Raw genomic sequence first — 14,597 nt, forward strand, 5'->3', positions numbered from 1 at the left:
ATGTCTTCTCATTTGCTCCTCATTTGTTTCTCTTTGTGGATTATTTCTTAATTTAAAAAGCTGCGCTTTTCACGTGAGCAAGCTCTACGCCTACCACCAAGGTGTAGGTATGGGTTTTACTTTTAGACGCCAAGCTTGCTTGCGTGACGGGCAAAGCCCGTAAAGTGATTTATTCACAAAGAGGGTAAGAGACGCTGCGCTTTCAGAGGAATTGTTAAAGCTAAAAAGATTATTGCTTTTATGTCTTCTCATTCGCCTCTCTTTGTGCAGAATTTTTGGCTTTTCTATAGTAATGAAGTTATATAAAACAAAAAACGCGATACTTTATTGCTAAAGCATCGCGTTTTAAAAGTGCTCTACACAAATTTAAATTACATGCTTTGTGCGTAATTATATAAAGCCTTTAAAATGGTCAGGTTCTTTTCGCTGTCGTCGTGCTCATGGGCCAAGTTTTCAAGGGTGATCATAAAATCTTGTGCACTGATAGAAGGTTGATCTTCTCCGTGCATTAGCTTGTTTTGACAATACTGACGCCATTGGTCAAGTTCTTGTTGGTTTAGTGTTTCTGGCCAGTTTCGTGCACGGTATCTAAATAGTAATGTATTGAACTTTTTATCTTCAAAATCTAAATTTAAGCCAGCGAGTTCCTCTGGTTTAGCATCACGTATAATCGCAAATTTAGCTTTGTCGGCATGGCTGGTAAAGCCATCGTAAAGTAGGTAATCAACGTTAGTGGTGGCACTGTAATCGCCTTTTTCGTTAAACACTTCAGTTACTTTATCGCGAAGTTCAGTATTGGCTTTTAAAATAGCTAAATTAGCGAGGCATTGCTCGCGGTCAATGCCTAAACGGGCGGCGTTTTCAGGCAATAATGTTTTAGCAGGCGCTAAAATAGGGCACTTGTTTAAATGCACCAGTTTTAAACCAACAGGTAAATCACCCTCGGCTAAATCAATACGTTTTGTATATAAACGGGTGCGTAACTCTTCTACATTTAAATCAATGAGTACTTGCGGGCTTTGGGTTAAATCAAAACAAATAACCGCGTTTTTATTTACCGGGTGAAAGCTCATAGGCGCAACCCATGTGGTACAGCCTTGTGTGGCTGGAATGCGTGACGAGGTATGTACCAGCGGCGTCATATTAAATACATCTACTAACTCACCGAGCGCTTTTTTATTACGCAGCCCAAAAAAGAAGTTATAAAGCTTTGGCTGTTTTTCTTTTATTAGTTTAGCCAGTGCAATAGTGGCGGTTACATCGCTTAGCGCATCGTGCGCAGCAGCGTGTTCAATACCATTCGCTACCGTTAAATGCTCAAGCTTAAAGCTTGGGCTACCGTCTTCTTTTAGTGGCCATTCAATACCCTCAGGGCGAAGCGCATAGCAAGCACGTACTAAATCAATAATATCCCAGCGGCTATTATTGTTTTTATATTCACGCTCGTACGGGTCGTAAAAGTTGCGATAAAAGCTATAACGGCTAACTTCGTCGTCAAAGCGAATACTGTTATAACCAGCCACACAGGTGTTTGGCACACTAAATTCGGCATGAATTTTTGCAATAAACTCAGCCTCAACTAAGCCTTTTTTCATCGCCACTTGTGGTGTGATACCCGTAATTAAACACGCCTCAGGGTGGGGCAAGTAATCCGCTTGCGGCTTACAATATTCAATAAGCGGCTCGCCAATTATATTTAAATCAAGATCGGTACGAATACCCGCAAACTGGCTCGGCTTATCCTTTTGAGGGCTTGCTCCCCATGTCTCATAATCGTGCCAGTAGATTGTTGCTTGATTTTGCTCTTGATATGCCATGGTAAAACCCTGAATAGTTAACTTAAATACGCCTAAATACGCGCCAAGTTACTAAAATAATGAATTATTTAGATTATGGCATATGGGCGAGGGAGTTTATAGGTTTGCGATTGATAAGGGAGTTAAATTAGGTGGTGTTTACTAATTATAGTTAATGCACTTGCTATGAATTGCTTACTAGTTTGGCATTAGACTAAAGTCTATAAGTTAATTTTCTTCACTTATTGGTTTTGTTTTAATCGTTTGTCGTTTTTATTGTAATTCTCTAAAGTTCAGTTGTCGGCAACAAGCACGACTAACTCAACAGGAATATAATCATGAAAAGCTCACTTATCAAAACCATCGCTCTTGGCTCTTTATTAACTTGCTCAGCTGCTGTAATGGCTGATACAAGTGACTACAAATTAATGGTTATCGAACAAGCCACTGCACCACAGCCACTTGAGCAGTCATTTAACAGCTGTGCTCTTAATGTTAAATCTAAGAATTATGCTGAGGCTGAAGCAATTTGTACAAAAGCAATTGCACTATTAAAAGATGCAGATGGCCCTAAATTTAAAGTACGCCAACTTACGTCATTCGCGTTAAGTAACCGAGGGGTTGCGCGCTTAAAATCAAATAATGACACAGCAGCTATTGCTGATTTGTACGAGGCAGCGCAAATGTCTAACAGTACAATGGTATCTCATAATTTAACACTTGCTAAAGAAGAGCTTGCACTATAAAAAAGTGCTAAACATGCTTTAATTAAGCCAGTGTATAAAAAGCCCATGTTAAGTTTGTACTTAACATGGGCTTTTTACGTTACGGGGCTTAAAAGGGCAATGTAAAAAGTGAACACTAGTTGGTTTATACATATAAGAGAGTAAGACTATGGATGTCACGAGTACGTTGAGTATATTTGAAATCAGCGCGATTTTTTTAACAATAACCGCATTACTTGCTTATATTAATAACCGGTTTATTGGCTTGCCAACCACCATTGGAGTGATGGTTATCTCGCTTTTGGTATCTATTGCTGCGATATTTTTGGGCTTTTTAGGGTTTGATAAACTTATTGATTACGAAGTAAGCCTACTTGATCAACTCAATTTTACTCACGTTTTGCTCGATGGCATGCTCTCCATGCTGCTTTTTGCAGGGGCGCTGCACGTAAATGTAAGTGACTTAAGGCGTTATAAATTACCCATAGGTATTTTAGCGTGTGCCGGTACGCTAATTTCGACAGTTATTATTGCTGCTGCGTTATACATTGTGGTGCCTTTATTAGGGTTTAACCTATCGTTTATATGGTGTTTATTATTTGGTGCGTTGATTTCGCCAACAGATCCCATCGCAGTAATGGGGATTTTACGCTCTGCGGGCGCCCCTAAAAGTATTGAAACTGTTATAGCGGGGGAGTCGTTATTTAATGATGGTATAGGCGTGGTCGTGTTTGCGCTTTTATTAGGCATTTTAACCAGTGGTGAAATACCTACTACTTATTCTGTTGCTCATACGCTCGCTGTTGAGGCAGGCGGCGGTATTGCATTTGGTTTAGTATTAGGGGGCGCTTTAAATTATTTATTAAAGGCGATAGATAGCTACCAAGAAGAAGTATTACTTACGCTCGCGGGTGTTATAGGCGGTTATGCATTGGCGAGCCACTGGCACTTATCGGGGCCACTTGCAATGGTTATGGTGGGGTTAATGGTGGGTAATCACGGCCGTAATTTAGCAATGAGTGATAAAACCCGTCACTATGTTGATTTGTTTTGGGAACTTATTGATGAAATTTTAAATGCCATTTTATTTGTGCTAATTGGCCTTGAGGTGGTGATGATTATGTACTCCGCTAATCTGCTGGTGGCGGGCGTTTTAACTATTTTTATTGCGCTAGGCGCACGCTTAATTGTGGTTGGCTTAACAACAAGTGTTTTTAATAAACAGCTTGAACTGCCCTGCGGTGCATGGAAAGTGTTAACCTGGGGAGGTTTACGTGGCGGGATTTCAGTGGCGCTTGTATTGCAGTTACCTGATGGAGCGCAGCGTAATATATTACTTGCTTTAACATATGCAGTAGTGGTTTTTTCAATTTTAGTGCAAGGCTTAAGCGTAGGAAAAGTCGCAACAAGCATAAAAGCTAAATAATTTTAACGCTTTATTTTTGTACAGTTTAGTGGCGTGTGTGCATAGCCACTGCATACCACTTGTTTTAAAACTTTTTTCAAAACAAGCAGTAACTACACTAGTTTACATGCTGTTAAACATTTAAGTTTGTACGTATATTAGACTAAAGTCTATAGGTTAAATTTCTTCACTTATTGAGTTTGTTTTTCTCGTTTGTCGGCGCTGAGCTATTACTCTAAAGTTCAGTTGTCGGCAACAAGCGCGACTAACTTAATTAGGAAAGATAAACCATGAAACGTACACTTTTAAAAACCATCGCTCTTGGCTCATTACTAACTTGCTCAGTAGCTGTAATGGCTGATTCAAGTGACTACAAACTAATGGTTATTAAAACCGAAACTGCCCCGCAGCCTCTTGAACAGTCATTCAATAGCTGTGCGCTTAATGTTAAATCAAAAAACTACGCTCAAGCTGAAGAAATTTGTACTAAAGCCATTGCACTGTTAAAAGATGCACAAGGCCCTAAATTTAAGGTACGCCAGCTTACATCGTATGCGTTAAGTAATCGTGGTGTTGCACGCTTAAAAGCACATAACGATACCGCAGCATTAGCTGATTTATATGAAGCAGTACAAATTTCTGAAAACACATTAGTGTCTCATAACTTAACTCGTGCTAAAGAAGAGCTTGCCTTATAAAGCAATTTACTTAGCGAGAGTCACAAAAAAGCCTCTACCTATTTATATTAGGTAGGGGCTTTTTTGTGTGTTATTACGCCCTTAAATGGCCTTATAAATTTTGGGCTTACTTATGAGTAAGAAAGATTCTACGCGGTTCAATTAAACACAACGAGATTATTAGATAGGCTTTGTTTAAATGATTAGCTCTAAGTGCGGAAATAAATTTATAAAAATGCTGACTGATATAAATCAACGTTTTGATTAAGTGTATTTTGCTATTGTATTATTCTGATAAGCTTAGCTTGTAAAAGCAGGTTAGTTTAATTTCAAAATTAAAGAGTGAGTAGTATTTATGGGCTCTAGCAAAAATCAGCTTAACTTAGACTTAGGACAAGAGCATATTACTATCCAACGCCGTTATGAAGCATTGGGCGCAGTTAACGATTTTTTAATTGCGGTGTGGTTTTTAATTGGTAGTTTTTTCTTTTTAAATGAGTCATTAATTGAAAGCGGTACCTGGCTTTTTATAGCGGGCAGTGCGCAATTAATTATAAAGCCTGTATTAAAATTAATGAGTTTAGTGCACGTTAAAAAAGTGTTTCATTCTAATAATACTCACTAGGCGTTAAGGTATTGTCATTAATAATTTAATGACTATTTGCAACAAAGGGAATGCAATGAGAGTCTTAAAGTGGACTTTGGGCGCAGTTTTAATTTTGTTAATAATGGGTTTACTCATTCCTGAGAAGCTAGTAATTCCTGTGCAAGGCGCTACAAGTAAGGATTGGAATCACAATACATTTTGGTATGCGCCATGGGGGCGCTCAGGTGTGCATAAAGGCATTGATATTTTTGGCGCTAAAAACACGCCTGTGGTTGCTGCAACAAGCGGTATTGTTATTTTTTCAGGCAAACTAAACCAAGGTGGCAAAGTGGTTGCGGTATTAGGTGCAAAATGGCGCGTGCACTATTTTGCACATTTAAATGACTACCATGTAAGTGCAGGGGATGTAGTTAACATAAACAGTCAAATTGGCTTACTGGGTGATACCGGTAATGCTGCAGGAAAGCAACCTCATGTGCATTATTCTATACTATCGCTTGTGCCTATACCGTGGCTTTATACAACACAAAGCCAAGGGTGGAGACAAATGTTTTTTTTAAACCCGCATAAAAAGTTGACTGCTCACTAACCCAGTTTTATGCATAGATGGCTTTTACTAATTAACTGCCATAGTAGCTAAATCGTTTGTTTTTACAGTATTTTTTAAAAGTGAAAGAAACGCTATTTACAGTAGGCATTAGACTAAAGTCTATAAGTTAGATTTTCTCACTTATTAGGTTTGTTTTTATCGTTTGTCGCTGTAACCAAAATTATCTAAAGTTAAGTTGTCGGCAACAAGTACGACTAACCAAACAGGAAGATAATCATGAAACGTACACTTTTAAAAACCATCGCTCTTGGCTCATTCTTAACTTGCTCAGCTGCTGCAATGGCTGATCAAAGTGACTACAAATTAATGGTTATTGAAGATTCTGTAACCGCAGCGCCGGAGTTTGAACAGCCATTTAATAGCTGTGCACTTAATGTAGAGTCTAAAAACTACACAGAAGCGGAAGCCATTTGTACACAAGCAATAGCCTTATTAAAAGAAAGCCGCGGCCCACGTTTAAAAGTACGCGAACTAACATCGTTTGCATTAAGTAACCGTGGAGTAGCTCGCATGATGGCCAAAAAAGATACCGCAGGCCTTTCAGATTTATACGAAGCGTACCAAATCTCTAAAAACTCACTGGTATCTCATAATTTAACGCGTGCTAAAGAAGATTTATCTTTATAAAAACCGTTATAGCGCGATAAAAAAGCCGATGAAAGGATAACCCTGCATCGGCTTTTTTGTATTCAATTAAAAGTGTTATAGCGTGTTTTTATCGAATAGGCCAAAACTGTTATAAATAGATTTTTGTTTGGGAAATTGGCTTGTTTGAGTTGTTGAGCAACTATTATTAGTTAATAGGTATAGCGCCTCGCTTAGAAGAGGGTCTTTGGTATCGCCCCAATCAGAATTAATTGTATCTTCGGCGTAACAATCTGCAGGTAAACCATCAAAGTAATCACCATAACCAGCTGAGTTAGTCATTTTAAAGTTTATTGCAAACACAACGTGGTCACAAAGTTGATTAATATCCATGCCAACAGGCTTTCCTCCTGTGCTTGTGCCAACTACCTGAACATCAATGTAAGGTTCTAGCGCATTTATTACCACTTCGCTAGCAGACAATGTTTGTTCAGTGGTAAGTATTACTACACGAGGTAAATTAAGGCGTGGTTGGTTATTATTCAACTCAAAATCTACGCTGTTAGTTTCACGGTTTTTATTATATTCGTAATTAAACATAGGCTTGCCAAGCACGTTCTCAGCAGCAATTTGGCTTGCTAGCTGTTTAGCTACATTAAGGTAACCGCCGCCGTTGTAGCGTAAATCAAGTACTAGCTCTGAAACGTCCTCTTGTTCGAATAACGAAAATGCGTCATCTAAGTCTTGTGCACTGCGTTCAATAAAGCTATTAAAGGCCAAGTAGCCAACCTTACCTGTGTTAGATTCTAAAATGCGGGCATCTAGTACAGTGTTTGTGGTAACTGTGGCGCGTGCCATACTGCCGGTTTGTTCTTCGCCGTTTAAATCTATCCATGTTACGTCTACTGTATAGCCTTCTTCTTCAGGCCCCAATAAGGCATCGTAGTCAAACGTATTGTTGGTTATTGCTTCTTCAATATTTATACCATTCATTATGGTAATTAATGAGCCTCTGGTTAACCCCATAGCTGCTGCGTTACCATTGTCAAATACATACTTTACAAGAAGACCGTTAGATTCTATTTTGTTTGCTAAACCATAACCAAAATAACTCGCGTTAAGGTATCGGTCTTCATATTCTTGCGCGGTGACTACATAACTGTATTTATCTAATTCTACTTGCGATTTAACTTCGGTCATTAAATCGCTTAATGAATCAAATGTAGATGGGTTTGTTGAGGTATTTAGCTGCTCACTCCAAAGGTAATCTGTTTGAAGGTAGTCCCAAAGGGCTTCGTTTTGTGCGGTTTGACTAGCGCATACTGCAGGGTCGGAACTTATAGCATTGCCTTCGTTTTCTGAGGAACCCCCACATGCACAGAGTAATAAAATTGAGCTAGATAAAATTATATTTTTTGTTTTTTTAATCATGACAATCCTTGTAAGTTTTGGGTTAATTAACAAACCTACAACACTAATGCTTTTATGGCAACAGGTAACTATTGTGTAAATTATTGAGTTTATTATCGCTTTTATAAGATTAATTTTTTAAAAAAACGAGAGGTTTTACTAAAGGCTGTGCATATATCAATATGCTAAGAGTATTAAATTTCTTTATATTTGCGGCTATTTTCATTAAAGTACCTAAAATAACAAATTCAGTTAATATTAATTTTTGTAAACAAGCTTATGTTTAATGACATTTAGCTGTTTTGTGCATTTTTCTAATTAAAACTAAAGATAAATAAGTAATTGCACTTTGAATGGAACTGCGTGATTTTAGCGCAGATAAAAGGATTTAAAATGAAACTCAACTTCAATCGCATTGTTGCCTCTTTTGTTGCAGCAACTGTTAGCCTCTCTGTAACTGCTGAAGATATAGAGCTGTACGTTAACCATAACGTAGAAACCGATGAAAACCCCCGCGTAGTGATTATTTTTGATACCTCAGGAAGTATGGGAAGTAAACTTCCTAACAACGGGCCTAAAAAAATAGATGCGGCTAAAGATGCCATGACCCAACTAGTCAACGATAATAACACCATCGACTTTGGATTAATGCGCTTTAATGGTGACCACGGGGGCTATGTTATGGCTGGCTTGGGTTCATCACATGACACTATTTTATGGCAGATAAATAAGCTTCCTGCCAGTGGTAATACCCCAGTTACAGAAACCCTCTGGGAAGCCTACCTATACATGACAGGGCAAACCGTTTGGTATGGACAAAATACTAATCAACGAGACTTTAGCGTAGAGACCAATGATAACCCCTTAACGCCACCGGACTATATATCACCTTTTAAACAAAAGTATGGAGCAGCGGAGCGCTGTGATAACTCTATAAATTTAATTTTAATGACCGACGGCGACCCGACTCAGGATAATAACCGTAATAAAGATATTAAAGATTTATACAAACAAAAATTTGGTTACAACCCCAGTAAAACAAGTAGTAGTTATTTAGCGGCTCTAGCCCAAATTATTCATGGTACAAAAGATGTTGAAATAGATCTTTACGAAAACACACCCGAGGTGGCAGACACAGGACGCGTATTTACTATAGGCTTTGGTAGTGGCATGAGCAGTAAAGGTAAAACGCTACTTGAAAAAACCGCTGAACTTGGTGGAGGCGAGTATCTTCACGCAGATACCTCAGCAGAGCTCTCCGAAGCATTAAATAATACCATTTCTAGAATACGTGAAGTAAACGATAGCTTTTCATCGCCTACGGTTGCCAGTAATAACGTTGACCAAACCCGCAGCCGAGACGCAATTTATTTTGCAATGTTTTATCCTGAAACAGGCGCTCGTTGGGGCGGGAATTTAAAAAAACTAGCTATGTCGGGCTCTACCATTGTTGACTCAACAGGTAATGAGGCAATAGGTGACGATGGCTTAATTAAAGAAGACGCTCGCACGTTTTGGCTACCCTCAAATAAACCGGCCGATGGTAATTTAGTCGCACAAGGGGGCGTAAACTACTTACTTTCAAGTTTAGATTCACAAAGCCGTAAGCTGTATATAGATTCAGGCGGCAAAATTGTTGATTTTACCTTTGATAGAGTAAAAGAAATTTTAAATATAGTGTCAGATGCCATCGGGGGCATCATACCAGGTACTGATATTGCTATATCGAGCACTGATATTAGCTGGGCAAGAGGCATGGATGTAGATAACGAAGATGGTGATGCCTCATCAGTAGATCAGCGTGCTAATATTTTTGGTGATCCTTTGCACTCTAAGCCGGTATCTATTGATTATGGTGATGGCAACATACGTATTTTAGTGGGTACTAATGCTGGCTTTTTACACATGTTTAACGATAAAGGTGACAGCATTGAAGAAGAGTGGGCATTTATACCTGCTGAGCTTTTAAAAAATATACCTGCACTTCGTACCAATCAAGCCAATACCAAAGTGTATGGTATGGATGGGCCCATTAGTGTGTTTTTTAACAATAAAAGTTTAAACAGTGACGGCTTAAATGACGGCGTAATAGATGCCACTAAAGGTGATGAAGTATGGGCGTTTGCTGGCATGCGCCGCGGGGGGGAAAACTATTACGCACTTGATATTAGCTCACCAGATAAACCAAAACAGTTATGGAATAAACCTATTGTTGGTGGCTCGCAAGGGTTTGAATACTTGGCTCAAACTTGGTCTAAACCGCAAATAGCCTATATTAAGGCGTTTGGCGATGAGCCTTTACTGGTATTTGGTGGCGGATACGATACAAACAAAGACAACGCAATTCGAAGTGAGGATAACTCTGGTACAGCCATTTACATTGTTAAAGCTAAAACCGGTGAAAGAGTATGGGCACTAACACCCGATGATAACAATTTTCAAGGTAAGCACAGTATAGCTGCCGATATAGCAACGCTTGACTCCGATTACGATGGCTATATTGACCGTTTATATGCCACTGATACTGGGGGGAACATTTGGCGTGTTGATATGCCAGGTGCTGACAAAAATAGTTTTTCTCATTACAAATTAGCAGAGCTTGGCAGTTCATTAGCAACGCAAGACCGACGCTTTTTTTACAAGCCATTAGTCGCACGAACTATGTTTAGTAAAGTAAGTAAAACGAGCTATGGTGGTGAGGAAATAACCACACGGTTAGACACACCTTACGATGCAATTGTGGTAGGCAGTGGTAATCGCTCAAACCCGCTTGCAACCAATGAGCAAGATCACCTTTACATGATTCGTGATGAGCATACCGTGACTCAAACCTTCGATTCACAAAATACACCAGAGCCCATACTGCCAGGTGATTTAATGCTTATGAATGACGACCCATTTGGTAATGCACTAGATAATGTTGATGAGTTTGTAGAACTTGAAGCCGATTTAGCTGGCTTTAAAGGGTGGCGATATGAGCTAAGTAATGGTGAAAAATCATTGGCTGCAGCCACCGTGGTAGGAGGTGTAGCTTATTATACATCGTTTACACCTGCTCTGGAGTCTGATAAAAATCAGTGCTCTTTAACGGGGGGCGGAGGTGCAATGTACGCTTTTCATTTACACTATGGCACAAAAGTGTACGACCAACTTAAATTTACTACCAGCTACGATGTACCCGATACCGCTCAGTTGTATTTTGGTGAAGGCGACTCATGTATAGATGCTAACAATAATGGATTATGTGATGTGCCAACACCTGATGATGGTATCCCAGGTGATGGCTACGAGTACGAAGAAACAGTACCTGTTAGCCAAGTGAGCCAGTTTTATTTAATTGGCCCAAGCCTAACTGGTGAAGGCGCCGTAAACCCAATCAAACCGCCTGAAATTAACGGCCCAGGGCTAACTGTTGTTGATGGTAAAGTGAAACTTGTAAATGACAGCGATACATTAGGTTTTGGCTTCAAAACACAGCAAACTTATATCTACAAGCGTGAAGAAAACGACTCGTCGTCTGATTAGGTTATCTTAAGCTTTAGGATTACGTGTTGTTATTATTTACTGCGCATGCCTTTAAAAGGCATGCGCTAACTTACTCGCTAATACGACTGGAGCCCAAAATAAACCTTGCTACGTTAAAGTGTTCTGATTAAGAAAGATCACCGCAGCGCCTTCTATCTCAAATAAATTACCTACCACAGCCTGTGGCTATAAATAAAAGCTCAGCTCTTAGCCGCTACTAAATTGCGTTAGCTCATAAAAAAAGCGCATTATCCTAATATTAAAAATAGATATACGTATATCGGCTTGTTTATGAATTGAACGTAAATAAACCAGTTTATGTGTAAATGAATATTAAATAAGTCACTAAATAGTAAAGCAATATTTGCATAACATGACTAAAAAAATGTTTTATAAAACTTACCAATTTTAATGGTTGCTAGTGCTTAATTTTGCCGCTATTTTAAGGTTAAGTTGTATTAGATGGAATTAGTATGAGTTTCAAATTGATCTCTTTTTGCTATTGTATTCCCGTACTCTTTTTAAATGGTTGCGATGAGGAAGTGGGTTTATTTAGTAGCAGTAAAACACCGTTAGTGGCTAAAAAAGAAAACGCTAATTTACCGGTGGCTGCTGTAGAAAAACAGCGACTTGCTGTAGAAGGCCTAATAGAGGGAGTTGTACCAAGTCATTGTAAACGCGGGGAAACAGCCTATATAAATGCTAAAATGCAAAAGGTGATACGAAACCCAACCGCAAAAGTGACTTATACACTAAAACCCACTGACAATATTTTGTCTGTGTGTGTGGCTAATGATAACTCGGCTATTACTTATCGTTATGGCACGGAGCAAAAAATTGGCCTAGAGTACACTGCCACAGCAGCGCAGCCATTTGGTAGCTACTATCGCCAAATAGGAAAAATAGGCGAAAGCATTTTGTTTTTTAACAAAGGCAATTACTATTACTACATTATTAATGCTGGTGGTATGGGCAGTGGTGTTACAGTGAATGTATATAAAAATAAAACGCTTATAGGGGAGTTTTTCTCCGGTAATGAAGCCTATAACGATTTTGTTATTGCCAGCAATTTAGACCTACCAAAGTCGTTAGCTAAAGAGCTAAAACCACATATAAACACAATGCAATGAAAGAACTTAGCAAAGCACAGTGTCACATTATTGAACAAGGGCAGTGGTTTTCTGGCCGAGATACACACTTAAAGCAGTTTTTACTAAGCCACGCAAAATGTTTGAGCCTTAGCGCGCACCAATCCCTTTTTTTACGAGGTGATAAACACGACGGTATTTATGCTGTATTAAGTGGTGTGGTGCGTATTAGTGGGGTAAGTAATAATGGTAAAGAAGCTGTTTTAAGCTTTGTTGACGCCTCGCTGTGGTTTGGCGAAGTCACTTTATTTGACCGCGGAATGCGCACCCACGATGTTTATGCGCAAACCGATGTAACACTGTGTTTTGTTCCTCATCGTGCACTTGAGCAACTGTTAAAACAATATCCGCATTATTGGCAAGACTTTGGGTTACTCCTTGCCCAAAAATTGCGGGTTATGTTTACTAGCATGGAAGATCACGCACTATTAAGCGCCGAGCAACGTGTAGCAAAACGCTTACTCATATTGTGTGCACACTTAGCGCAAAGTAATGGCCATACGTTTACTCTGTCGCAGCAACAATTGGCTGATATGACATACCTTACACGGCAAACCGCCAATCAAATCCTCAAAAAATTAGCAAAGCAGCAACTCATCGAACTTGGCTATAACAAAGTAACCATTTTAAACCAATCAGCTTTAGAGCAACTTTGTAGCCAGTAAATGTCGGCAACCCGACAGAGTCATATTTTAAAAGCCTGATATAGTGTAAAAAAACACAATAAAAGGCACACATATGAAAACCCTACAGCAACAACTTGGTACATATGGTTTGTACCATCGCTCTAAACGCAACGTCTTAACTCATTTTTTTGGCATTCCGCTTATTGTATTTGCCGTGCTGTGCTTGTTAGCACGTATTCAAATACCCATTGGCAGCTTACTTATTGATGGCGCGCAGCTTTTTGTTTTTGCAAGCGTGGTGTATTACTTAATGCTGAGCGTGTCGCTTGGTTTAATAATGGGCGTACTGTTTACATTATTACTTTTAGCGGCGCAGCCAATCGCGGCAATGACTTTTTGGCCTTGGTTAAGTATTGGCGCTGGCGTATTTGTATTTGGTTGGGTATTACAGTTTATTGGCCATTATTATGAAGGTAAAAAGCCCGCGTTTGTGGATGATTTAATCGGTTTAATTATTGGCCCTTTATATGTAACCGTTGAACTTTTATTCTTAATGGGTTTTTATAAAACCTTAGAAGATGAAGTTAACGCCATAGCAGGCCCAACTAAAGCATAATAATAAGCGACCTAATACGATAAGTATTAGCACCAGAGAACATAAAGGTAAATAACGCATGGATTATATAAATAAAACCGTATGGATCACAGGTGCATCATCAGGTATTGGTAAAGAGCTCGCAACTCAGTTTGCCCAGCTTGGGGCTAATGTTATTTTATCCGCCAGAAGCGTTGATAAACTTAACAAACTAAAGCAAAGCTTACACGGCGATGGCCACATTGTACTGCCACTTGATTTGTCAGCACCGGAGGCTGTTTTGGATCAGGTTACTAATTTACTCGAGACATTACCTGCTATCGATATTTTAATTAATAACGGCGGGGTGTCACAGCGCAGCCTATTTTTAGAAAACGACTTTAATGTTTATCGCCAATTAATGGAAGTTAACTACTTTGGCCTAATAGCACTTACCAAAGCGGTAGCGCCTAGTATGGTAGCAAGGCGCAGCGGCTCTATTGTTTCTATTAGTAGCGTTGCGGGTAAAGTAGGCTCTAAATTTAGAACGGGCTATTCAGGCTCTAAATACGCGGTAGTAGGCTTTATGGATTGCCTGCGGGCTGAGCTTGCAGAGCATAACATTCATTGCTTAACTATTTGCCCTGGCTCTATTAAAACCGCCATTGCACATAATTCGTTAAACGAGCAAGGCATAGCGCAAAACAAGCCAGAGCACTCAATAGAAAATGGCATGGATGTAAGCGTAGCCGCTAAAAAAATGATCCTCGCAATTGGTAATAAAAAAGACGAAGTAATTGTTGGTAAAGGCTTAAGTGGCTGGGCCCCGACCATTAAACGGTTTTTCCCTCGCTTATTTAATCGATTAACCGCTAAAACAAACTATAGGTAGCATCGGGCGATTTAGAT

13 protein-coding genes are annotated in these 14,597 nt (G+C 39.3%); 11 read left to right on the forward strand and 2 right to left on the reverse strand.

From position 1 onward, the window contains the following. Positions 1 to 371: 371 nt before the first annotated feature. Entirely contained in the window at positions 372 to 1,817 is a 1,446-nt protein-coding gene (gene sbcB, locus AN389_RS14795; protein ID WP_055018607.1) for an exodeoxyribonuclease I, read from the reverse strand. A 317-nt stretch (positions 1,818 to 2,134) separates the two neighbouring features. On the opposite strand from sbcB, the gene AN389_RS14800 reads away from it, so the two are divergent. The 6 genes from AN389_RS14800 (at position 2,135) to AN389_RS14825 (ending at position 6,447) form a co-directional block, all read left to right on the forward strand. Beyond that, complete coding sequence (locus AN389_RS14800) at positions 2,135 to 2,542, forward strand: hypothetical protein (protein WP_055015177.1); 408 nt, start codon at positions 2,135 to 2,137, stop codon at positions 2,540 to 2,542. A 148-nt stretch (positions 2,543 to 2,690) separates the two neighbouring features. After that, positions 2,691 to 3,947, forward strand: coding sequence for a sodium:proton antiporter (locus tag AN389_RS14805; RefSeq protein WP_055015176.1), 1,257 nt, complete (start codon positions 2,691 to 2,693; stop codon positions 3,945 to 3,947). A 269-nt stretch (positions 3,948 to 4,216) separates the two neighbouring features. After that, the gene (locus AN389_RS14810; protein WP_055020140.1) at positions 4,217 to 4,624 is read left to right on the forward strand and encodes a hypothetical protein; all 408 of its coding nucleotides are present in this window, start codon (positions 4,217 to 4,219) and stop codon (positions 4,622 to 4,624) included. 334 nt (positions 4,625 to 4,958) lie between these two features. Beyond that, positions 4,959 to 5,228 carry a YrhK family protein gene (locus AN389_RS14815; RefSeq protein WP_055015174.1) on the forward strand — a complete coding sequence of 90 codons (270 nt, stop codon included), beginning with the start codon at positions 4,959 to 4,961 and terminating at the stop codon, positions 5,226 to 5,228. 55 nt (positions 5,229 to 5,283) lie between these two features. Further along, positions 5,284 to 5,799: a M23 family metallopeptidase gene (locus AN389_RS14820; RefSeq protein WP_055020141.1), complete on the forward strand. Its 516-nt coding sequence runs from the start codon at positions 5,284 to 5,286 to the stop codon at positions 5,797 to 5,799. Positions 5,800 to 6,036: 237 nt separating this feature from the next. After that, positions 6,037 to 6,447: a hypothetical protein gene (locus tag AN389_RS14825; RefSeq protein WP_055015172.1), complete on the forward strand. Its 411-nt coding sequence runs from the start codon at positions 6,037 to 6,039 to the stop codon at positions 6,445 to 6,447. A gap of 75 nt (positions 6,448 to 6,522) precedes the next feature. On the opposite strand, the gene AN389_RS14830 is transcribed toward AN389_RS14825, so the two are convergent. Then, positions 6,523 to 7,836, reverse strand: coding sequence for a S41 family peptidase (locus AN389_RS14830; protein ID WP_055018611.1), 1,314 nt, complete (start codon positions 7,834 to 7,836; stop codon positions 6,523 to 6,525). Between the two features lie 372 nt (positions 7,837 to 8,208). On the opposite strand from AN389_RS14830, the gene AN389_RS14835 reads away from it, so the two are divergent. The 5 genes from AN389_RS14835 to AN389_RS14855 all read left to right on the forward strand — a co-directional run bounded on the left by AN389_RS14835 (position 8,209) and on the right by AN389_RS14855 (position 14,580). Beyond that, complete coding sequence (locus tag AN389_RS14835) at positions 8,209 to 11,340, forward strand: pilus assembly protein (protein WP_055020142.1); 3,132 nt, start codon at positions 8,209 to 8,211, stop codon at positions 11,338 to 11,340. Between the two features lie 473 nt (positions 11,341 to 11,813). Continuing rightward, complete coding sequence (locus AN389_RS14840) at positions 11,814 to 12,470, forward strand: hypothetical protein (RefSeq protein ID WP_055018613.1); 657 nt, start codon at positions 11,814 to 11,816, stop codon at positions 12,468 to 12,470. Continuing rightward, on the forward strand, positions 12,467 to 13,153 hold the full coding sequence (locus AN389_RS14845) for a Crp/Fnr family transcriptional regulator (protein WP_055020143.1): 687 nt from the start codon (positions 12,467 to 12,469) through the stop codon (positions 13,151 to 13,153). The genes AN389_RS14840 and AN389_RS14845 overlap by 4 nt, the downstream gene beginning before the upstream one ends. Before the next feature lie 73 nt (positions 13,154 to 13,226). Then, positions 13,227 to 13,730, forward strand: coding sequence for a DUF962 domain-containing protein (locus AN389_RS14850; RefSeq protein WP_055018614.1), 504 nt, complete (start codon positions 13,227 to 13,229; stop codon positions 13,728 to 13,730). 58 nt (positions 13,731 to 13,788) lie between these two features. Beyond that, positions 13,789 to 14,580, forward strand: a complete 792-nt coding sequence (locus tag AN389_RS14855; RefSeq protein ID WP_055015167.1) for an SDR family oxidoreductase — start codon at positions 13,789 to 13,791, stop codon at positions 14,578 to 14,580. Positions 14,581 to 14,597: the final 17 nt, after the last annotated feature.

Origin of the sequence: Pseudoalteromonas sp. P1-7a (assembly GCF_001401855.1) — a bacterium.
Classification (GTDB): domain Bacteria; phylum Pseudomonadota; class Gammaproteobacteria; order Enterobacterales; family Alteromonadaceae; genus Pseudoalteromonas.